Raw genomic sequence first — 23,675 nt, 5'->3', positions numbered from 1 at the left:
AGCCGGATAAAATCGCCAACTGACCTGGGCTGATCCACCAGGCGGACAAGGTTTTCCGCACTTGTCACCAATGTGAGGCATGCTGATCACGTGTTCGATGCCCATGTCCACATCATCGATCCGCGGTTCCCGCTGATCGAGAACGAGGGCTACCTGCCCGACCCGTACACCATCGCCGATTACAAGCGGCGGATGTCCCGCTTCGACATCGACGGTGGTGCCGTGGTCAGCGGGTCCTTCCAGGGCACCGACGAGACGTATCTGCGGGCGGCGCTGGCCGAGCTGGGCGACGGCTGGGTCGGCGTCATCAACCTGCACGTGGACGCCACGGACGAGGAGATCGTCTCACTCGACCGGGCCGGGGTGCGGGCGCTGCGGTTCAATCTCAAGCGCGCGGGCGGGGATATCGTCGGGCTGACCATGCTGGCGCTGCGCGCCTACGAGCTGGTCGGCTGGCATGTGGAGCTGTACATCGACGGGTCCATGCTGGGATCGCTGGAACCGGTGATCAACAAGCTGCCGCTGCTGTCCATCGACCACATGGGCATGTCCGACGACTGCCTGCCCTACCTGCTGAACCTGGTGGACCGCGGGGCCAAGGTGAAGGCGTCCGGTTTCGGCCGGGTGGCCATGGATGTCGGCCGGGCGCTGCGCCGGATCCACGCGGTGAATCCGGAGGCGCTCATGTTCGGCTCCGATCTGCCCGGCACTCGCGCGGGGCGACCCTTCCTCGACTCCGATATCGCGCTCATCACCGAAGCGGTCGGCACCGACCTGCACCGGGTGCTGGAGGACAATGCCCGCGCCTTCTATCGCCTGCCAGCCAAGGAGCGCGATGTCGCGGACCCCGCGCCGACGCTGCCGCTGTTCGGCCCGGAATCGCCGACCCTGCGCCTGAAGCGCTCGGAACTTCCGAAACCCGCACCCGGAGATACGATTCCGCTGCCGATCATCGAGTAGCGGGGCGGCTAGACGACGACGGCGGCGACCACCCACACCCCGGTCGCCAGCAGCGCGCCGAACAGCTCGACGAGAATCGACAGCCCGACCCCCTTCAGGGCGTGCTGTGTCGACACCCATGCCGTGCGCTGTGCTCGCAGCCGCTGCAACTCCGAAAGATAAACCCCCAGTACGAATCCCAGGAACAGCCCGATCACCGGCACCACGAAGAAGCCGATGATGCCGAGCACCGCTCCGATGAACAGCGTCCGGTTCGGCACGCCGGCGTATTTGAGCTTGCGGCCGGGCCAGGTGTACTTGATCACCCCGCTGATCACGAGAAACGCCGTGCAGACGGCGAATACGACCCAGGCCGCGGTTCCCCCGGTCATGAAGGCCCACACCGCGATCGCCGCGAAGATCAGCAGTACCCCCGGCAGGATCGGTACGACTATGCCGACCAGCCCCACCACGATCGCGAGGCCGACCAGGACCTCACCCGCTACACCCACGCCAGTTCCTCCCGCCTCGTCGCTGCCAGCATTCTGCCCCGACCGCAGCGCCCATGGGTGTTCACCGCGAACCGCGGCGGCGGGTGGGGCGGGTGAGGGTGAGTTCGGTGGGTGAGAAGGCCAGGGTGTCGCTGGAACCCGCGGGCCGGACGTGCAGGAAGTCCGGTTCCGCGGGGTCGGCGACGGCGACCACCTTGCCGGATCGGCCCTCCTCGATGCCGACGGCGTCGGCGGTGAACCACACGGTGGGTGAGCGGCCCGCGTCCACGGCGGCGGTTAACTGCCGAATATCGCTGTCGGACAATGAGTTCTTGGCGGATCGGCGAGACGGCATGGTGCGCTCCGGCGGGACGTGCTGAACGGTCGGGCACCGGAGAGCATGCCTGAGAACACCGACATCGCGCACATCGTCACCCGGGAGCAGAGCCGGAACACCGTTATTGTCATACTGTCAACACCGGCACGGCGCGCCGGTACGCAGGATTCGACGATGAACCGAGGTAAGGCGTGAGCACTCCATCCACCGCCGCACAGGGCCCGCTCGCGGGCATTCGGGTTGTTGAGCTGGCCGGTATCGGCCCCGGTCCGCACGCGGCACTGCTGCTCGCGGACCTCGGCGCGGATGTGGTTCGCGTCCAGCGGCCGGGCCAGCTGCCGGGCTTCATGGAGCGACCGCAGTGGCGCGGGCGCACCATTGTCGAGGCCAACCTGAAGGATCCGGCCGATATCGAGAAGGTGCTCGGTCTCGTCGAGAAGGCCGACGTGCTGCTCGAGGGGTTCCGGCCGGGCGTCACCGAGCGCATGGGCCTGGGCCCCGATGTCGCGCTGGAGCGCAATCCGCGCCTGGTCTACGGCCGCATGACCGGCTGGGGGCAGGACGGCCCGCTGGCGGACCGCGCCGGCCACGACATCAACTACATCTCGCTGACCGGCGTGCTCAATGCCATCGGCCGCAAGGGCGAGCGCCCCGTGCCGCCGCTTAACATGGTCGGCGACTTCGGCGGCGGCTCCATGTTCCTGGTCTTCGGCGTGCTCGCCGCACTGGTGGAACGCCAGCGCTCCGGCCGGGGGCAGGTCATCGACTCCGCCATGATCGATGGCGCGCTTGCTCTTTCACACATGATCTGGGGTATGCGCGGGGTGGGCCTGTGGTCCGATGAGCGCGGCACCAACCTGCTCGACACCGGCATGGCGTTCTACGACACCTACGAGACCGCCGACGGCAAGTACATGGCGGTCGGCTGCATCGAGCCGCAGTTCTACGCGGAATTCCTGAAGGGGCTGGAGATCGACCCGGCAGGGCTGCCGCAGCAGCTCGACCCCACCGCGCAGGACGAGCTGCGCAAACTGTTCGCCGAGAAGTTCAAGACCAAGACCCGCGACGAGTGGTGGGCGATCTTCGAGCATACCGACGCCTGCACTACCCCGGTCCTCACCCTCACCGAGGCCACCCAGAACCCACACATCCAGGCCCGCAGCGGTCTCGTGGAGATCGACGGCGTGGTGCAGCACGCACCCGCCCCGCGCTTCTCCCGCACCCCGGGGGCCATCCCGACACCCCCGCCCACCGAGGGCACCCCGATCGAACAGGTCTGGGCGGACTGAATCCGGCCGGTACTTGGGCGATGTACGTGCGTACAGGCAACACTGTTGCGTGCGAACTACACAAACGATGACGTCCGCGACGTACACTCTTGGTGTCACGAAAGTGATGGAGGCCAGGGCATCGCTCCTATCGACACCCTGGCCGAATGGGTTATCGTGCCCTGTTGACTCGGGTCACGATGTAGATGAGTGCGGCGGCCGCAGCAGCTCCGGCTGCAATCCAGGCTGCGCGGTTCGCCGGCTCACCTTTCCGGCGGTGCTTGCCAACCATCTCCCATTCACCTCCTCTCCCTGACGGCGGACGGCCGGGTCAGCCGTCCGTCGTTCGGGGGCGGAAGCGATCGAGCGATATCCGGACCACTCGGCGCACACGCCGATAATCCTCGGATTCATCCGTGTCGCCACCCAGTTCGTTTGCGCTGCTCACGAACGGCGGGCGCACTACAGTTGTCACATGGCTCGGAATTGGCCGATGGTCGAGCGCGTCGGCGAACTCGAAACCATCCGGGCGGCACTGACGGGCGACGAGTTCGTCGGAGCCGTTCTGACGGGGGACGCGGGGGTAGGCAAGACCACGCTGGCGCGGCAGGCCGCCGCCGCAGTCGGCGGCAATGTCCGGTGGGTGGCGGGCACCGAATCCGCCCGCAGTATTCCGCTGGGCGTCTTCGCCCACATGGTCGGCGTGTACACCGCGCACGACCCGGTGACGTTCATGGCGGCCGCGCGGGAAGCGCTGCTCGCGGACGGGCACACCATAATCGGCGTCGACGACGCGCATCTGCTGGACCAGCTCTCCGCCACCCTGCTGCTGCAACTGGCCATCGACAAGGCCGCCCACATCGTGGCCACCGTGCGCAGCGGGGTGCCGGTGCCCGACGCGGTGACCTCGCTGTGGAAGGACGGGCATCTACAGCGCGTGGATCTGCGGCCGTTCACCCAGCGACAGAGCGTGGCGCTGGTGGAGTCCATGCTGGGCGGGCAGTTGGAGGGGTTCACCGCCAACCTCATGTGGGAATCCTCCGGCGGCAACGCGCTTTTCCTGCGCCACCTGGTGGAGGGCGCACTGGAGGCGGGCACGCTGCGACAGGTCAACGGGGTGTGGCAGTTGCGCGGGCGCGCGGCGGTCACCTCGGAACTGGCCGCGCTGCTGGAGGATCGGGTGGAGCAGCTACCCGAGGACGTGCTGAAGGTGCTGGAACTGCTCACCTTCTGCGAACCCATCGACCTGGACGTGCTGGCCGAACTCGCGGGCGAGGAGGCGGTGGAGGCCGCCGAATCACGCGGCGTCATCAGGATTGTCGAGAACACCCACCAGCTGCTGGTGCGCTACAACCATCCGCTGTTCGGCGAGGTGATCCGGCGGCGGCTGGGCATCGCGTCGGCGCGGCGGCTGCGGGGACGGCTGTACTCGTCGCTGAAGGAGCGGCCGGTCAATTCCGCGTCGGATCGCATTCGCCTGGCCGAATTGGCTTTGGACAGCGACAAATCGGCGGATCTGGAGCTGTTCGAGGCGGCTGCCGCCGACGCCATCGGGTTGGCGAACATCCCGCTGGGGGAACGGTTCGCGCGAGCGGCGGTGGAGCGGCGCGGCGGTGTGGAGGCCGCGGACCTGCTGGCCCGGGCGCTGCTGTGGCAGGGCCATCGCATCGAGGCCGAACGCACCCTCGCCAGCTTCGATCCGGACCAGTTGAACGAGGTGCAACTGGCCCGCTGGGGCAGCACCCGGGTGTCGAATCTGCTGTGGGCCATGGGCGATGCCGACCGCGCCGACGGGGTGCTGCGCCTGGTGCGCGGCCGGGTGCGGCATCCCAAGATCGTCGCCACCCTGGACGGGCTGGCGTCGGCCTGCGCGGTCAACGAGAACAAGCTCGACGAGGCGTTCGCGCTCGCCGAACCCGTGATGACCAATGCCGACGCGCCGCCCTGGGCGGTGTGGTGGGCGGCCTTCGGCGGCGGACTCGCCCTGGCGCTCATGGGTCGCGGCGAGGCGGCGCGCGAATACGCCGCGCGTGGACACGAAGTCGAACGGCATATCGACGGGCTGAACCGTTTCATGTCCACCCACGCGGAGGTGCTCGCCCTCACCTTCACCGGTGATCTCGAGGCCGCACGCCGCTGCGCCGGGGGGTATTTCGGCTACTCCTCCCCCGGCCAGTACCTGGCCTGGGGCATGTCGAAGATCTTGCAGGGCACCGTGGACGTGGCACAGGGGCATTTCCCGGCTGCCGTCGACAATCTCGAGCAGGCGCTCGCCGCACTGGCCATGGAGGGCGCGGCGGCGTGGATGTTCCCCGCGAGATTGCGTCTGGCCGAAGCCTATTCGGCCCTGGGCCGGGCGGCCGAGGCCGCCGAGAGCATCGAGGCCGCCGTGGCCAGGGGCGGGCGGCACAGCGCCGTCTACGAACCGCAGCTGGCGCTGGCCCGCGCCTGGCAGGCCGCCGCCGAGGGCACCGCCAGCCCCGCCGTCCGGCACGCGCTCGCGGCCGCCGACGCCGCCGCGCGCTCGCATCAGCACGCCATCGAGGCCATGGCGCTGCACACCGCCGCCCGGTTCGGCGACCATGCGGTGGCGGGGCGGCTCGCGGATCTCGCCGCCCGCGTGGACGGGCGTCTGGTGCAGACCCAGGCCCGGCACGCGGTGGCGGTCGCCGCCCACGACGGCGACGGATTGGACGCCGCCGCCGCGGAATTCGAATCCCTGGGGGTGCTGCTGTCCGCCGCCGACGCCGCCGCGCAGGCGGCCTCGGCGCACGAGCGGGCCGGAGACCGCAGGCGGCTGCTGGAATCCGCCGCCACCGCCAACCGGCTCGCGGCTGCCTGCGGCGGGGCCAGCACGCCCGCGCTGCGGCAGTCGGCGCAACCGCTGCCGCTGACCGCGCGGGAGCGGGAGATCGCCAATCTGGTGGCGGCAGGTTTGTCGAACCGGCAGATCGCGGACCGGCTGACGGTTTCGGTGCGGACGGTGGAGGGGCATCTGTACCGCGCCTGCATCAAACTCGATGTCACCGATCGCGAGGCATTGGCGGAGTTGATGCTCGGGTCATCTTCCGGCAAATCCGAGAGCTGACCGGCGCGACAAGGCGATTCAGACTTCAAGCAGTCATTTTTCGGTGATCTACCTGCACAGTTGCGACTCTGTGCGGCATCTCACAACGAGTTGCTATTCATAGCTTTTATTCAGCTAACATCCCAGCGCAGGTGACCAGCCAGGTTCCCGCCCGATATCCGCTCCCGAAAGGGGTGCGGGAACCACATTGTCCGTGCCCCCGGAGTTCTCCGCTCCGAATGCACGATCAACAGGAAACGACGGCGCTCGCCGCGCGACACCGCCACCGCTTCCTGATCGCAACAGAATCAAGACCCTGATGAAGGTGGTGTGTTCGACGTGGCTCGTCGGCATGGACAACTGAAGACCGGCGCGCGCCGTCGCGCACTCGTGGTGGGCGCGATCCCGCTGGCCCTGGCCGTCGGCTGCGCCACCACCGATCAGAACGCCGCGGCCCCGAACGCACCGGCCGCCGCAGGCTCGCAGGACTCCCCGCGAACGGCCCCCCGGGACGGAACCGCCGGGGGACCGCAGACGGCGCGGACGCCCGCCGCGAACCCGCCGAACGCCGACTCCGACCGGTCCCCCGGCGACGCCGCACCCCAACCCGGCCTCGCCGGTGGCGACACCCCGCGCGCCGCCACCAGCCCGGTTCAGCCCGGCGTCACCGCCCCCGCGACCGACCGTCCGGTCGGCCACACCCCGGGGCCGATCCAGCCGGGTGTCACCACCCCGCCGACGCCCGCCCCCGCGCCGAACTACCTCGTGCCCCCGAACTACCGCCCCATCCCAGCTCCCGAGGCGGCCCCCGCCATCGATCTGGGCACCCTGCACGCCCCGGTCCCGGTGGAACCGGTCGCCCCCATCGCCCCGCCCCCGCGCACCCTGCGCGTCGGCGCGTTCACCACCCCCGTCCCCGACGACATCCCCGATGCGGTCCTGAACCCGGTCAACGGCGGCGCGGCCGCCGTCGAAGCGGGCATCGCCACCGGCCTGAACTCGGTCGGCATCCACGCCAGCCGCTCCGACAAGATCGCCGCCGGAACCATGGCGGGCACCGTCGTCGGAGCCGGGGCGGGCGCACTCGCGGCGGGCCTCCCGGCCGCCGCCATCGGCGCGGTACCCGGCGCGGTCATCGGCACCGGCGTGGGCGCGGCCACCGGCGCGGTCATCGGCGGGATCGCGGCTGGCCTTCCCACCAGCGGCGCGGCCTCACCAGCGGGTGCCGGTGCGGGCGCGCTGATCGGTGCCGGTGTCGGCGCGGCGGCCGGTGCCGCCGTGGGCGCGGCGGCCTTGGGCATTCCGGCCGCGGTCGTCGGCGGCGTCGCCGGCGGTGCCCTCGGTTTCGGCATCGGCAGCGCCTACGGCGCGGTCGTCTGATTCCCCCCGTCGTCCCCTCGCACCAACGGACAAGAACCACAGAGGAACACGAATGAGAGCAACACTTCGCTCGGTCGCGGTCGCGGCAACGATCGCCGCGGCTGGCCTTCTGAACATGCAGACGGCCGCCGCCACCCCTCCCGTGCCGACCCCGGAGCCGGGTGGCGTCATCCGGATGGATACCGCCCCGGGCGAGTGGTGGCAGTGCACCGGTTGGAGCCTGCAACCACCGTTCTTCTATCAGGCCCCGGGCATCATGCAGTACTCGCTCGGCCCCGAGCCGATCTACCTGCGATTCGCACCGGGAGCCGATGTTTGGGTCCAGTGCAACGGCACCGGCCTACCGATCTTCCATCACGGACCGATCGTCAAGGCCGGCTGGTGATCCCGATGGCGGTCAGCTGATCTGTCCGCTCCCACGAAAAGGCGTCCGCACCATTGACCTCGGTGCGGACGCCTTTTCCGTTCGCTCAGCTCAGGCGAACTGCGGCTCCCGGGTGATTCGCACCGCCCGCCGGGTGGGCAGGAGGCTGGCGGCCAGCAGGGAGATCCAGCCCCAGGCCAAGAAGGAGACGGCGGCGAAGACCATGCTCACCTGAGCGGGCAGGGCGGCGGGCAGGACCATGAAGGCCGCCGTGATGGCAACCGTGATGGCGGCCATGGCCTTCCGGTCAGCGCGGAGATAGCGCCGGGTGAGGATGATGTTCGCGGCCACCAGGGCGAACCCGGAGAGGGTAGCGGCGGCCCCGTGCGCCATGCCGTGCCAGGTGAGCGCGTCGGGCTCGCCCACGGGGTACCCCTTGACCGGATCGCAGACGAAGACACCGGCGGCGATCAGGCCCGCACCGAAGACGGCGACGAGGCGGGGAATCCAGATATGCCCGATGCCGTCGGTAAGGGCCCGGCGCAGGCCGAGCGCCCCGAGCACGAAGAGCACACCGGTGCCGACGAAGTTGACGATCTGCAACCAGCCGAGGTCACCGAGGGCGAGCTGGCTGATCATGTGCCGACTCAGATCGAAGCCATCACGGGTGAACGCCTGCGCCAGGGCGATCGCGAAGAACACGGGGGTGGCGAGAACGCCTGCGGTGAGCAGCTTTTCGGTCTTCATCAGGTCTTTCCTCGGTAGTTCGGTCGGCGGTGGTGCCGTCGGGGGTCCAGACGGTCCGGGGAGCGACAACTCATCGGATGACATTCTGGACACTGTCCAGATGGACCGTACACAGCTTTCTGGACGCTGTCCAGATATATGCGGGAGAATTCTGGACGACGTCCAGATATGGTGGGGCGAACCGAAGGAGAGCACATGGGCGAGACGGGCGCGAAGCGCACGACCTACCGGCACGGCGCACTGGAGGAGGCGCTACTGGCGGCGGGCGTGGCCATGGCGCGCGAGGGTGGCGGTCCGCAGGCGATCGTGCTGCGGGAGGCGGCCCGCCGAGCGGGCGTCGCGCCGAACGCCGCGTACACGCACTTCGCCAACAAGGACGCCCTGGTACAGGCGGTGGCCCGGGTCGCGCTCGCCGAACTGGCGGCCGCCATGACCGCCGCCCAGGACGCCGTTGCGCCCATGGACGACCCCGCGGCGGCGGCGCGGGCCCGGTTCCACGCGGTCGGTGCGGGATACCTGCGGTTCGCCCGGGAACAGCCGGGACTGTTCCTGACCGCCTTCACCACTCAGCGCGACGTGAGCGCGGTAGCCGAACCGGCGGCGGCCGGACCCACCGGCCGCTCGGCCATCGAGATTCTCGGCGATGCCCTGGACGGCCTGGTCGAGACCGGGCTATTGCCACGGGAACGCCGCCCGGGTGCCGAGTTCCTGGCCTGGCCGACCGTGCACGGGCTCGCCTATCTCGCCGTGGACGGTCCGTTCCGCTTCCTGGAACCGGAGCAGCTCGACCACCTCTCCGAGCAACTGCTCGACATGATCGACCGGGGGATCTGACACCGCCGTCAGAACAGGGTCGGTTCTCCGAAGCCCGGGGTGCGCTCGATCTCCAGCAGTCGCTGTTTGGTGGTGAGTCCGCCGTGGGCGGAGAAGCCGTGCAGCGCGTGGTCGGCGGCGAGCACCCGGTGGCAGGGAATGATGAGCGGAATCGGGTTGCGGCCCATGGCCTGTCCGACCGCCTGGGAGGCGTTGGGCATGCCGACGCGGGCGGCCACCTCGCCGTAGCTGAGGGTGCGGCCGGGGGCGATGGCGCGGGTGACGGTGTAGACGGCGCGGTGGAACTCCGGAATCGTGGTGGTGTCCAAGGGAATCCAGCGCAGGTCGTCGAGGTCACCGGCGAGATGGGCCTGAATGCGGGCGATGGCCTTGCCGATGTCGAAGGTCGGCTCGGCGGGCGCGACCGGTTCGCCGCGATAGGGCCGGGTGATGCGGGCCAGCGTGGCCTCCGCGCCGTCCTCGGGCAGTTGGAAGCGCAGCACGCCGACGGCGCTCCAGGCGATGGCGCAGGGGCCTATCGCGGTATCGAAGAGCGCCGCGGCGAGCGGACGTTCCGGGTAGGGCATAGTGCCAGTGTGCACAGGGTGACCGACATATCCATGTCGACCATCAGAGTTGCGAGCATGCCAGTTTTTTAAGACTGGACTGCCGACTCATGGCGCGTCCGCGCGGTATCCAGATCGACGAACTGCCGCTGATCGTCATAGTCACCGGCCGACCAGTCCGCCATCGGGGCATGCGGCCGATACCGCGTGAGCAGGCGATCCCAGCGTTCACCGGGGGCGGGGGCGAAGTGGTAGGCGAGCCAGCAGAACAGGCCGACCACCGCGATCGAGAACAGCAACGAGGTCATGGCCCAAGAATGAAGCCAGTTGCACTTGAATCAAATATCCACTACCCGGATACTGGCCTGTATGGCGACACGAGTGATCGGCGCGGCCAGCCTGGCGCGAGACCTGGGACGGTGGCGGCAGGACGAACCCGGAGCACGGGGCGCGGAGGGCGACGGCCCGGCCGAGCCCCGGCCCGGCGGCGAGGCCGACACCGTCCGCCGTTCGCCCCGGCCCGCGTATCTGGCACTGGCCGAAGGGATTCGGCTGCTCATCCACGACGGCCGCGCGCCGCTCGGCATCGCGCTGCCCAGTGAACGCGATCTGGCGACCACGCTCGGTGTCAGCCGCACCACCGTCACCTCCGCCTACGCCCTGCTGCGCGAGCACGGCTACCTCATCAGCCGCCAGGGGTCGCGCAGCACCGTGGCACTGCCGCCGACCGTGGTGCATGACGGCACCAAACCGGCGCGCAGCCTGCTGGCCATGATGGCGCAGCCGGAACTGCCCACCATCGACATGACCTACGCGGCCATGTCCGCGCCGCAGGAGATGAAGGACGCGTATTCCTTTGCCTTGCAAGGGCTGCCCACCTACCTGGGCACCCACGGCATGGATCCGGTCGGCATGCTCATGCTGCGCGAGGCCCTGGCGCGCCGCTACACCGAACGCGGGCTGCCCACCGACCCCGAGCAGATCCTGGTCACCCTCGGCGCGCAGCACGGACTGCGACTACTGCTGAACGTGCTGACCACCCCGGCGGAGCGGGTGCTCATCGAACACCCCACCTATCCCAACGCCATCGAGGCCATTCGTGATGTCGGGGCGCGCCCGGTGCCGGTGCCGCTGCTGCCCGACGGCTGGGATCTGGATGGAATCCGCAGTGCGGCAAGGCAGACCGCCGCCAGCGTGGCGTATCTGGTGCCCGACTTCAACAATCCGACCGGGCTGCGGCTGGACGAGGCGGGCCGCACCGAACTGGCCGCCATCGCCCGCGACACCCGGATGACCGTGATCGTCGACGAATCCATGGTCGACCTGGACCTCACCGGCGGCGAGCCGATGCCGCCCGCGGCCGCCTTCGCCCGCGGCGCGGAAATCGTCACCATCGGCTCGGCGTCCAAATCCTTCTGGGGCGGCCTGCGCGTCGGCTGGGTGCGCGCCAACCAGTCGCTCGTCACCAAACTGCTGGGCACCCGCTCCACCGTCGACCTGGGCACCCCCGTGATGGATCAGCTGGCCACCGTGCACCTGCTCCAGAACGCGGATGCCATTCTCACGCAACGCCGTGAGCAGCTGCGCGCCCGCCGCGCGACCCTGCTGGAAGCGCTCACCGAGGAACTGCCCGACTGGCGGCCCACCACCGAGGGCGCGGGCGGCATGTCGCTGTGGGTGCAACTGCCGACCCCGGTCTCCACCGCCCTCGCCGCGACCGCCCCCACCCACGGCGTACTGCTCGCCGCCGGACCGCGTTTCGGCGTCCAGGGCGCTTTCGAGCGCTTCCTCCGGCTGCCATACACCCAGGAGGAAACGGACCTGCGTATGGCCGTGAAATCGATCGCCGCGGCCTACTCGGCGCTGACGCCGCACGCCGCCGACCCGCTCGCACCGCTGACCCCGCTGTACTGAACGCAGGCGGAACTCGGCCGTTTCCTTCCGCGCACCACCGGGTCGCGGGGCACAGCGGTCGAACCGGAACAGCGCCCGCCGCGGACGGCGGCGGGCGCTGTTCGGAAATTCGACGCGGCTCGGTCAGCCCAGCACGTCGTGGCGGACGATGGTCTGCTCGCGGCCGGGGCCGACGCCGATGCAGGAGACGCGCGCTCCCGAAAGCTCCTCCAGGCGCAGCACGTACGCCTGGGCGTTGGCCGGTAGCTCCTCGAAGGTGCGGGCCCCCGAGATGTCCTCCCACCAGCCGGGCATCTCCTCGTAGATGGGCTTGGCGTGGTGGAATTCGGTCTGCGTGGTGGGCATCTGCTCGACCCGTTCGCCGTCGATCTCGTACGCCACGCAGATCGGGATGGTGTCCAGGCTGGAGAGCACGTCGAGCTTGGTGAGGAAGTAGTCGGTGATGCCGTTGACGCGGGTGGCGTAGCGGCCGATCACCGCGTCGAACCAGCCGGTGCGGCGGGCGCGGCCGGTGGTCACGCCGACCTCACCGCCGGTCTTGGCCAGGTACGCGCCGGACTCGTCGAACAGCTCGGTCGGGAACGGGCCGGAGCCGACGCGGGTGGTGTACGCCTTGAGGATGCCCAGCACCGCGCCGATCTTGTTCGGGCCGATGCCGGAACCCACCGCCGCGCCGCCGGAGGTCGGGTTGGAGGAGGTGACATACGGGTAGGTGCCGTGATCGACGTCGAGCAGGGTGCCCTGTGAACCCTCCAGTAGCACGGTCTCGTCGTTCTCCAGCGCCTGGTTGAGCAGCAGGCGGGTGTCGGCGATGCGGTGTTTGAAGCCGTCGGCCTGCTCCAGCACCTCGTCCACCACCTGCTGCGGGTCCAGCGCGCGGCGGTTGTAGATCTTCACCAGCACCTGGTTCTTGAATTCCAGTGCGGCCTCGACCTTCTGGGTGAGGATCTTCTCGTCCAGCACATCGGCGACGCGCACGCCCACCCGCGCCACCTTGTCCTGGTAGCAGGGGCCGATGCCGCGGCCGGTGGTGCCGATCTTCTTGTTGCCGAGGAAGCGCTCGGTGACCTTATCGATGGCCACGTGGTAGGGCATGATCAGGTGCGCGTCGGCCGAGAGCAGCAGGCGGGAGGTGTCCACGCCGCGCTCTTCCAGACCGGCCAGCTCCGCCAGCAGCACACCCGGGTCGACAACCACGCCGTTGCCGATGACGTTGGTCACACCCGGGGTGAGGATGCCGGACGGGATCAGATGCAGCGCGAAATTGTCGCCGTTGGGCAGTACCACGGTGTGACCGGCATTATTGCCGCCCTGGTAGCGCACAACCCACTGCACCCTGCCGCCGAGCAGATCGGTTGCTTTGCCTTTGCCCTCGTCGCCCCACTGGGCGCCGATCAGCACGATTGCCGGCATCAGGAGTCTCCTACGGGATCGACACGCAGCGTCGGTGACACTGCAGCTACCCGCCGTCACAAGGCGGTGGCCGGACGCACAGTCTAGTGGATACGGGCATACCCCCAGGTTCCCGCCCCGCCCGCCGTGACGAGGAGCGAAGCGGAGGCAACTGAACAGGACTATGGTGGCATCGGTGCGGACCGGCAGGCGCTCGGTCCGAGACGCGGCGAGGCGAGGCGAATTGTCAGGTCCGAGGAGGGTGTACGGCAGTTGAGTACCCATGTTCTCCGCTGCAACGGTGCACCGGTACCGATCGCATTGGCGTCGCTGCCCATGGTGCAGACCGCCGCCATTCCCGATCCCACCGCCCTGGACGAGATGCTGCCGGTGCTGGCCGCCGACAGCCTGCCCCGCCTGATCGTGCTCGGCGAGGACGCCGGACTGGCCGCCGTGCTCACCCATCTCATGCGCACCGAACGGCTGCATGTGGAGATCGGCTACGTGCCGGTGGACCGCACCTACGGCTCGCGCGCCTACCAGACCGGCACCGGCAACACCGCCGCCAAGAAGGCGCTCGAGGGCTCCGCGCGCGAGACCCCGCTCATTCGCGACGACACCGGCAGGGTGCTCATCGGCCGCGCCAGCATCGTGGGCCCCAGCGGTGAGAAGCTGGAGGGCGAAGCGTACGTGGACGACACCCGCCTGTTCACCGGCAAGGTTGCGGCGCTGCACGTTTCGCCCATGCTGGAGATGCCCGGACTGCATGCCACCGTGCAGCGGGGGCTGCGCAAGCGCCGGTGGGTGACCGGCCGCGCCATGCAGTTGGGCACCCGCGGCGCGCTGGTCGTCCGGGACGGCGTGAGCAGCGACAAGACCGTGCGGCGGTCCACCTTCTACCGGCACCACGAGCCGTGGCTGCTGGTGCGCTAGGAGTGCGATGAACTATCCGCAGTCGGTGGGACGGATGTCGGGGTCGGTACGACCGAGCCCGGTGTTCCTGCTGTTCGTGGGCGTGACCGTGCTGGGCGGGGTGCTGGCGTGGAACGGGGACGCCTCGTCGGTGCAAGCTCGGCTCGGCGTGTTCGTCCTGGTGGTGGCGGGCTGGATCGTGTCGGTGTGCCTGCACGAGTTCGGCCACGCGTACACCGCGTGGCGGGCGGGCGACCGGGAGGTCGAGCTGCGCGGCTACCTCACCCTGAACCCGTTGAAGTACAGCCACCCGCTGCTGTCCATCGTGCTGCCGCTGATCTTCATCGCCATCGGCGGATTCGCGCTGCCCGGCGGTGCGGTGTACGTGCACTCGCACAACTTCAGTCCGCGCACGCAGCGGATTCTCAGCGGCGCCGGTCCGGCGGTGAACCTGGTGTGCGCGGTGGTGCTGCTGCTGGTGATCCGCCTGTTCGGCAGCACCGATTCGCACGAGGCGTTCTGGTACGGGCTGAGTTTCCTGGCCTTCCTGCAGATCTTCGCGACGGTGCTCAATCTGCTGCCGGTGCCGGGCACCGACGGCTACGGGATTCTGGAACCCTCGCTGAGCTACCAGACGCGCCGCTCGCTCGACCAGATCAAGCCGTACGGCATTCTGCTGCTGGTGGCCATGCTGTTCGTGCCGCAGATCGGCGCGGTGTTCTTCGGCACGGTGCGGACGCTGTTCGAACTCTCCGGCATTCCCGCCTACTGGGCGGGCAACGGGTTCTCGCTGACCCGCTTCTGGACGTAGGGTGGGCCGCACCACCCCTCGAGGTACGGCCCACTGCGAACCCTAGGAACGGGCGGCGACATCCACACGAGTAGCCGACTACTCGAAGATCATCGGCGGCGGCCCGCGGCCGGGTGCGTAGGCCACGCGCGAGCGGGTGATGTCAATCGACCGGCGTCACATAGGGATTCGTCACGGTGGGCGGCAGCAGGGCGATGGCCGACAGCCGCTTCATGCCGCAGACCTCCATGAGATCCACCACGATCGAACGGATCTGCGCGAACACCACATGCGCGGAGATGCCGGCGTCGGCCACCAGATCCTTGGTCGCACCCTTGGCCACGGAGCGCAGCACCCGGGTGGCCTCGGCCGGATCGGGTTGTTCGCCCGGATCGGCGAGCACCATGCGGCGCACCACGTCCACCGCCTCGCCGAGCTTCTCCACCTCGGTGACCAGCCGCGGGTCCAGGATCTCGTCGTCGCGCACCGAACTCAGGGCGCGGCGCAGCAGCACACGGGTATTGCGGACGGCATTGTCGAGCGGGTCGGCGGCGGTGCGCAACTGCTCGAGGCGCGGTTTGGCGTTCCAGTACAGCGGCGACAGCCGGATGACCTCCTCACTGCCCTTCAGGGTGTCGCGCAGGCTGTCGATCTGCGGCTGGGTGCCGCGCACCGCCTGTAACGCCTCCTTCACCTTGGCGGCATCGTGCTCGAGCAGGCCGGCGCCGCAGTCCATCAGGCTGGTGTGCATCACCTCGAGGATGTCGGCGGCCTGCTGTCTGGCCCGGCGCACCGGATGCAGCGGAATCGCCGCCACCACAACGATTCCCACCAGACCGCCGACCAGGGCGTCGATCATGCGCAGCGAACTGCCGCCGGTGTGCGGGGGCAGCAGGGTCGCCACCAGGACCGCGGAACTGGCCGCCTGCGCGGTGATGATGCTGCCGCTGTCGAGGAAGACCGCCGCCGTCATGGCGACAGCGACCACCAGGGCGATCTGCCAGACGCCGGTGCCCACCCAGGAGATGAACAGGTCACCGATGCCGATGCCGACCGCGACGCCCACCATGAGCTCCATCGCCCGCCGCATGCGCGCACCGAAGGAGACGCCGGTGGAGATGATCGCGGCCATCGGCGCGAAGAAGGGCTGCGTATGGCCGATCACATTGTGGGAGATGAACCAGGCCAGTCCGGCGGCCACCGCGCACTGCACGATCGGCAGCCACGAACTGCGCACCCGCTTGGTGGCGTTGCGCAGTTGCGTGGCGCTCGACTCGCGCGCGGTGGTGAGCTTGCCGCCCAGTGCACTGCTCAAATCGACGTCAGTCCAGGCCGAGTTCCGCCGCGGCCCGCGGGTCGCAGTCTTCCAGCAGGTCCAGGCAGCGGGCGTACTCGTCGGATTCGCCGATGGCGCGGGCGGCGCGGGCGAGAGCGCCGACCGCGCGCAGGAAGCCCTGATTCGGTTCGTGGTTCCACGGCACCGGGCCGAAGCCCTTCCAGCCATTGCGGCGCAGCAGGTCCAGACCGCGGTGGTAGCCGGTGCGGGCGAAGGCGTAGGCGGCGATGACATCGGCGTTGACCGTGTCACCGTCGGGATCGGTCACCGATTCGCCGCGTTGCAGGGCGTCCTCGGCGAGCTGTGCCCACGCGAGGGAGACGGTCGGATGCGCCGCCGCGACCCGGACCGGGTCCTGGCCGTCGAGCAGCGCCTCCTCCACATCGGAGTTATCCGGGAGTAACACCGGCTGGGGCCCGAGCAGATCACCGAAGGAGGTCATGCCGATCATTGTGCACCGCCGGTCGGATTGCTCAGTAGGCTGACCTCGAATCACCGTTCCGCCAAAGCGAGGGGTAGCGCGTGTCCGACTCGAACGCCGACAAGCAACCACAGGGCCAGGGATCCGACTCCCGCCCGGAGAGCACCGGTAGCGGCGCGGGCACATCTGCGCAGCGCGGCGCGGGCGCGCGGGGTGGGGCGACGGCGAACCCGGGCAGCGCGGACCAGACCGCCCGGACCGATGCGGGCGAGCGCGGACGAGGCGACACGGAGCAGCGCGGCCAGGCTGACGGTGGCCGACACGACACCGATCAGCGCGGCCAGGACGGCCGCAGCCAGCACGACACCGATCAACGCGGCCAGGGGCACCCGGGCCAGCGCCCGCAGGACGGCGGCGAACAGCGCACCCCCGGGAATGCGGATCGGCGTGACCGGCCGAATGCCGGTCAGGGCGCGCCGGACCTCGCCGAGCAGCGCGTTCGGGACGCGGCCGGACCGCGCGGCGGGGGCAGCGCCGACCGTGGCGGCGCGGGTGACTCGGGCCGGGGCGGCCGGACCGACGCCGACCCGGGCGGGCGGGGCGGCGACGGTGGGAGCGAGGCCCGGCCGGATGGCTCCGAATCCTCCGACGTCCGGACCGAGGCCATGCGGCGCGGTGAAACCCCCGCCGCCGTCGGCGGTTCCGCCGCGAACCCGGGCGACAACCGGCCCGCCGGTCCGCCCCCGGGCCGCCCCCTTGGTGCGCCGACCGATCGCCCCGGCATGCCGCCCGGCCGACCCGGGCCGCGACCGTCCTTCGCCACCATCCACTACGACGAGCCCTCCCGGCCCGACGGTCCCCCGCCGCGGCCCGGCCGCCCCGGCGGCCGACCGCCACAGCAGGGAATGCCGGGGAGCGCCCCCGGCGGCCAGGCGCGGCCGGGCGGTCCCGGAAACGCGCCGGTCGGCACCGGCGGTCCGGCCCCCGCGGCCGACGCCACCATGCAGTACCGCGCCATGCCACCCAACCCACCCCACCAGGGCCGGAGCCACACCGGCGGCCCGGGGACCCCGAACCGGCCACCCGCGCCCGGCGGACAGCCCGGTCCACGCGGCGGGAATCCGAATCCGGCTGGCGGACAACCGCATCCGCGCGACGGGGAATATCCGCGCGGCGCACAACCACACCCGCGCGGCGGACAGCCGGACCCACGTAGCGGCCAACCCGAACCACGCGGCAGCCAACCGGACCCACGTAGCGGACAGCCGGACCCACGCGGCCGATCGGACTCACGCAGCGGCCAATCGGACTCACGTGGCTACCAACCGGACTCACGCGGCGGCCAACCGGACCCACGTAGCGGCCAACCGGACCCACGTAGCGGCCAACCCGAACCACGTGCCGGACAGCAGAATCCGCGTGGCGGGCAACAGGAGCCGCCGGGAGGTCGCCCCGGTGGGCCGGGCGACCGACCCGGTAGGCGGGACGCCGCACCGGTTCGCCCCGGCGGCCCGGCCGGTTCTCCGCTCGCCGGAATCGCCCAACCGCTGGTCTCCGCGTCGGATCCACAGCCGCACGGTGCGTCCGAACCCGCCGACCCCGGCGATCGGGCCGATCCACGACGCCCCGACGCGAACCGGCCGGATCCCGCCGGAAGCGCCACCTCTCACGCCGACCCGGCACCGGCCGGGTCACCACGCGGATCGGTGCGGGGCTCCGCACCCGGTGATGCCCCGGAGCGTGATTCCGCGCGCGGTGTTCCCGCACAGGACGATTCGGCAGGTGAGGCCGGTGCGCAGCCAGGTTCGGCACAGCCGGGCTCCCCGCACGACGGCCCCGGCACGATCGGTTCCACATCCGGCGGCCCGGCGTCCAACGCCGGTCCACACGACACGACACCGCCGCACCCCGAAGGGCACGGCATCGCGCAGGGCGCTCCGGCACCACACGATCCGGAGCGAGGCGGTACCGCCCGGGGCGGCGCGGCACCGCGTGGCCAGGTAGGCGGTCCCGCGCAACGTGATTCGATGCGGGGCGCGCCCGTACCCGGCGGCCCCGGACGGCGCGCGGACGCGCCCGTCGGCTCGGCGCACGGCGCTTCCCGGCCGAGCGTCGATGCGGAAGACGCTCCCACACAGCGCGAACCGATCCGAGGTGACGGCGCGGGGCAGGGCGGTCCCGGTGCCCCGGCAGCATCCGCGCGGGGCGACGCCGCACCGAACGATCCGCCACGGCGTGACACCGCCGCGGACGGGGCGCACGACGCTGCCGCCCGATATGATTCCGGATCCGAGAGCCCGACGGAGCGGGTGACGATGCCGAGCGAGTCCGACCGGACCGATGCCGGGCCGTATGGGACCCAGCACGACGCGCCGGAGAGCGAGAGCCCGACGGTGCGGTTCGCGCAGGACGGTCCCCAGCCGGGGGCCGATGCGGAAACCATTGCCATCCAGCAGGTTCCGGAAGCGGCCGAGGACAAGACCACGGCGATGCCGACGGTGCCCCGAGACCAGGCGGTCACCGAGAAGATCCAGACGGGGCGGCCGGGTCCGCTGAGCAAGCCGAGTACGCCGCGGGGGAATGCGGGGCCGCGGAATGCGGGACCGCGCGGCGCCGCCGGACCGGTGCCGGGCACCGAGCACGTGGAGGACACGCGGCCGACGCCGCCGCATCGGCAGCCGCCCGTCCCGCCGCGGAAGGCGAGCGCGCCGTCACCCGCGGACTTCCAGCCGACCATGCCGGGGCGACCGATGAACGCGCCCCGGGCGACCGCTCCCGGCGGTCCGCGGCCGCCGCGTCCGGTGGCTCCGCCGCAGCGCATCCCCGCGGCCGGTGAGCGGGTGGACACCACGAAACAGGCGGCTCCGCCGCAGCGCGTGCCCGCCCCGGACGGCACGCCCGATGCCGGCACGCCACCGCAGCGCGCGGCGACGGGCGGACCGGTCGAAGCCGGTACCCCACCCCCGGGCACGGCCGGCGGGAAGACCGAGACGGGCGCGAACCCGGTGGCGGCTCCGCAGCGGGTGCCAGCCGCGACCGCGCCGGGCACGTCGGGCGCGCCCGCGCGGGGCAAGCGCTGGTGGCTGCTGGCGGGTGCGGCGGCAGTGCTGGTGGTAGCCCTGCTCGCGGTGGTGATCGCACTGGTGGGCGGTGGCACCGACAATTCGCCCGAGGCGCAGGTGAAGCGGGCCATCGGGACCTACACCGATGCGCTGGCGGACGGTGATCTGGAGCAGTTGCGCGCCATCACCTGCGGTTCCCAGCACGACTTCTACCAGAACATCTCCCCCGAGCAGTTCGCCGGCGTGTACCAGACCTCCAAGGAGCAGCAGGCGATTCCGGTGATCGACTCGATCGACGCCGTCCGCATCACCGACGACACCGCCTTGGCGCAGGCCACCGTCTACACCGACGCCGATCCGAGCGAGCGCACCGAGCGCACCTTCGATCTGCAGAACACCGACGGCGGCTGGAAGGTCTGCGATCCGCCGAGCTCCCCGAACTGACCCGCCGACAACTCGACCGACCTCGACACCTCGAACAGCGCAGCGCCGCCGGAGTGGCTCCGGCGGCGCTGCGCTGTTCGCTCCGCGGCTGTTCGCTCCGCGGCTGTTCGCTCCGCGGCTGTTCGCTCCGCGGCTGTTCGCTCCGCGGCTGTTCGCTCCGCGGCTGTTCGCTCCGCGGCTGTTCGCTCCGCGGCTGTTCGCTCCGCGGCCGTTCACCCACAGCCGTTCACCCTGCGGCTGTTCCCTCCCACTGCCAGCGCGCAGCGGCCCGCACCGGGCATATCGCAATCGGGTTCACGGCCGCGATGAACGTCACAAACACCTGGTCGCCGGACCAACCCACCGGTAGCATGGCCCGGATTGTCTGGGGCCAGCTTCGACGGCGACATCGTCCGGCCCGCCAGGATTTCAGATGTACAGGGAGTTGGTTTTTCATGCCGGAAACGGCAGAGGCGGCCACCGCCACCGCACTGGTCGGCCGGCACTTCCGGGTACGCGACCACTACGAGGTCGGCCGGGAGAAGGTCCGCGAATTCGCGCGGGCCGTGCGCAACGACCATCCGGCGCACCACCACGAGGTCGACGCCCGCGAACTGGGCTACGAGGGCCTGCTGGCCCCCGCCACCTTCTCCTCGGTCATCGGGGCGGCCACCACCCGCTCGCTGATCGGCACGGTGCTCACCGAGTACGACCTGTCGCAGGTCCTGCAGACCGATCAGGTCTTCGAGTACCTCCGCCCGATCCTGGCCGGTGACCGGCTGTCGGTGGACGTGGTCATCGATTCCATCCGCCAGTTCGGCGACAACGACTTCATCGTCGTCAAGGTGACGCTCAGCGACGCCCTCGGCCTGCCGGTGCTGATCTCCAACACCACCATCGTGGCGCGTCGGGGCGCGGATATCGACCCGGCTATCGCCGACGCCGTGGCGGGTCTGGTCATGCACGGCCATGTCGAGGATCCGGACTCGGGCACGACCGACCCCGGCGGTCTGGTGCTGCTGGACCCCGACGAGTTCGAGGCGTTCCCGGCCCCGGCCGAACCGCTGCCGGTGCACACCGTTCCGACCGCCGCCACGCTCACCCCCGGTACCGAGCTGCCCGCCGCCAAGGTGCCGGTGACCCGCGGCGACCTGGTCAACTACGCGGGTGTCTCCGGCGACCCGAACCCGATCCACTTCAGCGATGCCGCCGCCACCATGGCCGGGCTGCCGACGGTCATCGCGCACGGCATGCTCACCATGGGTCTGCTTGCCGGACAACTGGAGTCGTGGCTGGGCGATCCGGCGGCGCTCGCCAGGTTCAGCGTGCGGCTGTCGGGCTTCGTCCCGGTCGAGCCGACCTCCCCGGCCATTGTCGAGTTCAGCGGCAAGGTGAAGTCGGTCGACGCCGACAACCGCACCGCCACCCTGATGCTCGGCGCGACCTGCGAGGGCAAGAAGCTGTTCGGTCGCGCCATCGCCGAGGTGCGGCTGCGCTGAGTCGCCGCCCGGGGCGTTCACCGCATGCGCGCGTGCATGAGGTAGACGTTGTAGTCGTTCCAGGTGGTCAGGGTGAAGTACAGGTCCTCGCCGGTGGACCAGGGGTGGATGAATCCGCCGTACAGCTCCGGATATTGGAGCACCGTCGCCATCGGAGTGCTCGGCGACCAGACCCCCTGCGGTGAATCCGCCTCGCGCACCACGATGGCCGCCTTGGCGGTGTCGAGGTAGCTCATCTGCCACACCGCGCGCGCCGCGTCGTAGCGCACCGACAGCTCACCGGCGGGAGCATCGACAATCGGTGTGGCGGAAGCGAATCCGCCCACCGGGGTCCAGGAGCCGTCCCGCCAGTACTGGTAGGCGGTGGTGTTGAGCACCTGATCCTTGGGCACCCGCGCCAGCCCGACCGCGCCGAGGCGGGTATTGGGGGTGCCGAACATGTAGACATGGTCACCCTGCGGAACCATCGCCGTCACTTGGAAATTCGACACTCCGAAGATGTTGTCCCAGCGGGCGTGCGGATCCTTGGTCCAGGTTTCGCCGTGGTCGTCGGAGTAGGCGATACCGCCGTGGTTGGTGTGGAAGGTGCCGGGCACGGCATTCCAGGTGCGGATGGACATGTAGCTCATGTACTGCCGCTCCCCCAGGGCGAAACCCGAGGTGGGAATGGTCGTCATCTCGATATTGTCGAGTTTCTTGCTGCTCAGCAGTTCGGCGGCGTGGCAGCGCGAGTCCATGACCATGCGGTCGAAGGTGAGTCCGTCGGACAGGTCGGTGTCGGTGCTGAAGGCGAGCACATTGCTGCGCCAGTCCTCACCGAAGCCGCCCGGCGGATGGAAGTCGCGTCCGACGGTGTCGCCGAACGCGATGGCGATCTCCCCCGGCGCGCTCTCCCACATGATGCCCAGGTCGGTGCCCTGCACCTGCCAGCGCTTGTCGGTGCGGTTGATGGAGGACGCCCCGGTCAGCTTGGCGACCTCGCGGACCTCCGCCACGGCGGGCGCGGGGCGGGGCGGGGCCGGCGGGGCGGCCTCGATCACCGGGGTCACCGGCTCGGGGCCGGGTGGCGGCGGCGGAGTATCCGGGTTCGGGAAGGCGAAGTGGAAGGGCTGCGGCCGCAGCCGCAGCTCCGGAATACCCAACTGCTCCAGCAGATTCGGCGGATCGACCGGTCCGTCGGTGAGATCCGGGCACGGATTGACGCACGGATCGGCGGGCAACTCCATCCGCACCCGGGTCCGGTTCTCCTCCGGCGGCCCGGGGTCCACGGTGACCACCGGATACGGAATCGGCACCTCGACCGTCTTCCCCAGCAGCCCTTCGTGTGTCGCCTTCGGATCGGTCACACACGGCCCGGTGCCGACCACCGGCCCCGGTGGCAACGCCTCCGCCGCGGGCCGATCGGCCCACACCAGCACCCCGGCCCCGCACACCATCGCCCCCACGGCCGCCAGCATCCGCTTGGCCATGCACCACCCTCTCGACATTCAGGTCATTTCGGGCACGAACAACTGCGGAGCAGAGTAATACAGTCGGCGGCTGTGTACGCGGAGACATCACCGCCACGTGATCCCTGACGGCGGGACTCGCCGAGACGGTGGCCGACAGCGTGAGCGGCTGTACCGCACGTGTGACCATCAGCTGCCACGGCCGGAGCGTGCACTCTCGGGGCTGCCCTGAGCCTGGGCGGAGCTGGACATCCACGCCGGCGACACGATCACGGTCACGTCCGGGAGCAACCCGTCCCCCGCCGCACCCCGGAGGACCGCCGCGCTTTGAGCGCCATCGTCACGGCTCCGAGAGGCGAGCGCACCCAGGAAATGGGTCCCGCAGCGGGCGGTATGGCTACGGCGCTGTAGTCAAACCCGAAACTATCCCGGCCCAATGCTGCCACCAGGCCCTTTGCAGCACGAACAACGCGGGCTTTTCAACAAATTCCGCTGCGCGGCAAGCG

21 protein-coding genes and 1 pseudogene are annotated in these 23,675 nt (G+C 70.2%); 12 read left to right on the top strand and 10 right to left on the bottom strand.

All coding sequences use genetic code 11. The annotated features are described in order from the left end of the window. Window positions 1-90: 90 nt before the first annotated feature. On the top strand, window positions 91-960 hold the full coding sequence (locus QMO76_RS32930; RefSeq protein WP_306365273.1) for an amidohydrolase: 870 nt from the start codon (window positions 91-93) through the stop codon (window positions 958-960). Window positions 961-968: 8 nt separating this feature from the next. Here QMO76_RS32930 and QMO76_RS32925 read toward each other — a convergent pair whose 3' ends face one another. Together QMO76_RS32925 and QMO76_RS32920 are read right to left on the bottom strand one after the other, a co-directional pair. Next, window positions 969-1,451, bottom strand: a complete 483-nt coding sequence (locus QMO76_RS32925; protein ID WP_306365272.1) for a DUF456 domain-containing protein — start codon at window positions 1,449-1,451, stop codon at window positions 969-971. A 61-nt stretch (window positions 1,452-1,512) separates the two neighbouring features. Beyond that, window positions 1,513-1,785 carry a hypothetical protein gene (locus QMO76_RS32920; protein WP_306365271.1) on the bottom strand — a complete coding sequence of 91 codons (273 nt, stop codon included), beginning with the start codon at window positions 1,783-1,785 and terminating at the stop codon, window positions 1,513-1,515. 173 nt (window positions 1,786-1,958) lie between these two features. Between QMO76_RS32920 and QMO76_RS32915 the strand changes: the two genes are divergently transcribed. From QMO76_RS32915 to QMO76_RS32900, 4 genes are all read left to right on the top strand, one after another. Beyond that, window positions 1,959-3,056 carry a CaiB/BaiF CoA-transferase family protein gene (locus tag QMO76_RS32915; protein ID WP_306365270.1) on the top strand — a complete coding sequence of 366 codons (1,098 nt, stop codon included), beginning with the start codon at window positions 1,959-1,961 and terminating at the stop codon, window positions 3,054-3,056. Between the two features lie 454 nt (window positions 3,057-3,510). Then, window positions 3,511-6,123, top strand: a complete 2,613-nt coding sequence (locus tag QMO76_RS32910; protein ID WP_306365269.1) for a LuxR family transcriptional regulator — start codon at window positions 3,511-3,513, stop codon at window positions 6,121-6,123. A gap of 318 nt (window positions 6,124-6,441) precedes the next feature. Continuing rightward, window positions 6,442-7,482, top strand: a complete 1,041-nt coding sequence (locus QMO76_RS32905; protein WP_306365268.1) for a hypothetical protein — start codon at window positions 6,442-6,444, stop codon at window positions 7,480-7,482. Window positions 7,483-7,534: 52 nt separating this feature from the next. Next, the gene (locus QMO76_RS32900; protein WP_306365267.1) at window positions 7,535-7,867 is read left to right on the top strand and encodes a hypothetical protein; all 333 of its coding nucleotides are present in this window, start codon (window positions 7,535-7,537) and stop codon (window positions 7,865-7,867) included. Window positions 7,868-7,957: 90 nt separating this feature from the next. Here QMO76_RS32900 and QMO76_RS32895 read toward each other — a convergent pair whose 3' ends face one another. Beyond that, window positions 7,958-8,593, bottom strand: a complete 636-nt coding sequence (locus QMO76_RS32895; protein WP_306365266.1) for a DUF998 domain-containing protein — start codon at window positions 8,591-8,593, stop codon at window positions 7,958-7,960. 195 nt (window positions 8,594-8,788) lie between these two features. On the opposite strand from QMO76_RS32895, the gene QMO76_RS32890 reads away from it, so the two are divergent. After that, the gene (locus QMO76_RS32890; protein ID WP_306365265.1) at window positions 8,789-9,427 is read left to right on the top strand and encodes a TetR/AcrR family transcriptional regulator; all 639 of its coding nucleotides are present in this window, start codon (window positions 8,789-8,791) and stop codon (window positions 9,425-9,427) included. Between the two features lie 8 nt (window positions 9,428-9,435). On the opposite strand, the gene QMO76_RS32885 is transcribed toward QMO76_RS32890, so the two are convergent. Further along, window positions 9,436-9,993 carry a methylated-DNA--[protein]-cysteine S-methyltransferase gene (locus tag QMO76_RS32885; protein ID WP_306365264.1) on the bottom strand — a complete coding sequence of 186 codons (558 nt, stop codon included), beginning with the start codon at window positions 9,991-9,993 and terminating at the stop codon, window positions 9,436-9,438. A 68-nt stretch (window positions 9,994-10,061) separates the two neighbouring features. After that, entirely contained in the window at window positions 10,062-10,280 is a 219-nt protein-coding gene (locus tag QMO76_RS32880; RefSeq protein WP_306365263.1) for a hypothetical protein, read from the bottom strand. A gap of 61 nt (window positions 10,281-10,341) precedes the next feature. Here QMO76_RS32880 and QMO76_RS32875 point away from each other — a divergent pair, with 61 nt between their 5' ends. Beyond that, window positions 10,342-11,886, top strand: coding sequence for a PLP-dependent aminotransferase family protein (locus tag QMO76_RS32875; RefSeq protein WP_306365262.1), 1,545 nt, complete (start codon window positions 10,342-10,344; stop codon window positions 11,884-11,886). Window positions 11,887-12,009: 123 nt separating this feature from the next. Here QMO76_RS32875 and QMO76_RS32870 read toward each other — a convergent pair whose 3' ends face one another. Beyond that, on the bottom strand, window positions 12,010-13,299 hold the full coding sequence (locus QMO76_RS32870) for an adenylosuccinate synthase (RefSeq protein ID WP_306365261.1): 1,290 nt from the start codon (window positions 13,297-13,299) through the stop codon (window positions 12,010-12,012). 252 nt (window positions 13,300-13,551) lie between these two features. Between QMO76_RS32870 and QMO76_RS32865 the strand changes: the two genes are divergently transcribed. Together QMO76_RS32865 and QMO76_RS32860 are read left to right on the top strand one after the other, a co-directional pair. Next, a complete protein-coding gene (locus QMO76_RS32865) occupies window positions 13,552-14,211 on the top strand; it encodes a hypothetical protein (RefSeq protein WP_306365260.1) in 660 nt (219 codons plus the stop codon). A gap of 7 nt (window positions 14,212-14,218) precedes the next feature. Next, on the top strand, window positions 14,219-15,001 hold the full coding sequence (locus tag QMO76_RS32860) for a site-2 protease family protein (RefSeq protein WP_306365259.1): 783 nt from the start codon (window positions 14,219-14,221) through the stop codon (window positions 14,999-15,001). Window positions 15,002-15,143: 142 nt separating this feature from the next. Here QMO76_RS32860 and QMO76_RS32855 read toward each other — a convergent pair whose 3' ends face one another. From QMO76_RS32855 to QMO76_RS32845, 3 genes are all read right to left on the bottom strand, one after another. Continuing rightward, window positions 15,144-16,238 carry an aromatic acid exporter family protein gene (locus QMO76_RS32855; RefSeq protein WP_372342135.1) on the bottom strand — a complete coding sequence of 365 codons (1,095 nt, stop codon included), beginning with the start codon at window positions 16,236-16,238 and terminating at the stop codon, window positions 15,144-15,146. A gap of 64 nt (window positions 16,239-16,302) precedes the next feature. Continuing rightward, a complete protein-coding gene (locus tag QMO76_RS32850; RefSeq protein WP_306365257.1) occupies window positions 16,303-16,758 on the bottom strand; it encodes a DUF3151 domain-containing protein in 456 nt (151 codons plus the stop codon). A 50-nt stretch (window positions 16,759-16,808) separates the two neighbouring features. Next, window positions 16,809-17,567: a hypothetical protein gene (locus QMO76_RS32845; protein WP_306365256.1), complete on the bottom strand. Its 759-nt coding sequence runs from the start codon at window positions 17,565-17,567 to the stop codon at window positions 16,809-16,811. A 1,485-nt stretch (window positions 17,568-19,052) separates the two neighbouring features. Here QMO76_RS32845 and QMO76_RS32840 point away from each other — a divergent pair. The 3 genes and pseudogenes from QMO76_RS32840 to QMO76_RS32835 all read left to right on the top strand — a co-directional run bounded on the left by QMO76_RS32840 (window position 19,053) and on the right by QMO76_RS32835 (window position 21,721). After that, complete coding sequence (locus QMO76_RS32840; RefSeq protein ID WP_306365255.1) at window positions 19,053-20,243, top strand: hypothetical protein; 1,191 nt, start codon at window positions 19,053-19,055, stop codon at window positions 20,241-20,243. Window positions 20,244-20,296: 53 nt separating this feature from the next. After that, a pseudogene (locus tag QMO76_RS35480) lies at window positions 20,297-20,425 on the top strand (pentapeptide repeat-containing protein); the annotation flags it as partial. A 252-nt stretch (window positions 20,426-20,677) separates the two neighbouring features. After that, window positions 20,678-21,721 carry a fused (3R)-hydroxyacyl-ACP dehydratase subunits HadA/HadB gene (locus QMO76_RS32835; RefSeq protein ID WP_306365254.1) on the top strand — a complete coding sequence of 348 codons (1,044 nt, stop codon included), beginning with the start codon at window positions 20,678-20,680 and terminating at the stop codon, window positions 21,719-21,721. Between the two features lie 17 nt (window positions 21,722-21,738). Here QMO76_RS32835 and QMO76_RS32830 read toward each other — a convergent pair whose 3' ends face one another. Further along, a complete protein-coding gene (locus tag QMO76_RS32830) occupies window positions 21,739-23,190 on the bottom strand; it encodes a DUF4185 domain-containing protein (protein ID WP_306365253.1) in 1,452 nt (483 codons plus the stop codon). Between the last annotated feature and the right edge of the window lie 485 nt (window positions 23,191-23,675).

This window comes from Nocardia sp. CC227C, assembly GCF_030767025.1.
In the GTDB taxonomy this organism is placed as follows: domain Bacteria; phylum Actinomycetota; class Actinomycetes; order Mycobacteriales; family Mycobacteriaceae; genus Nocardia.
This window is presented reverse-complemented; position numbering and strand designations above follow the sequence as displayed.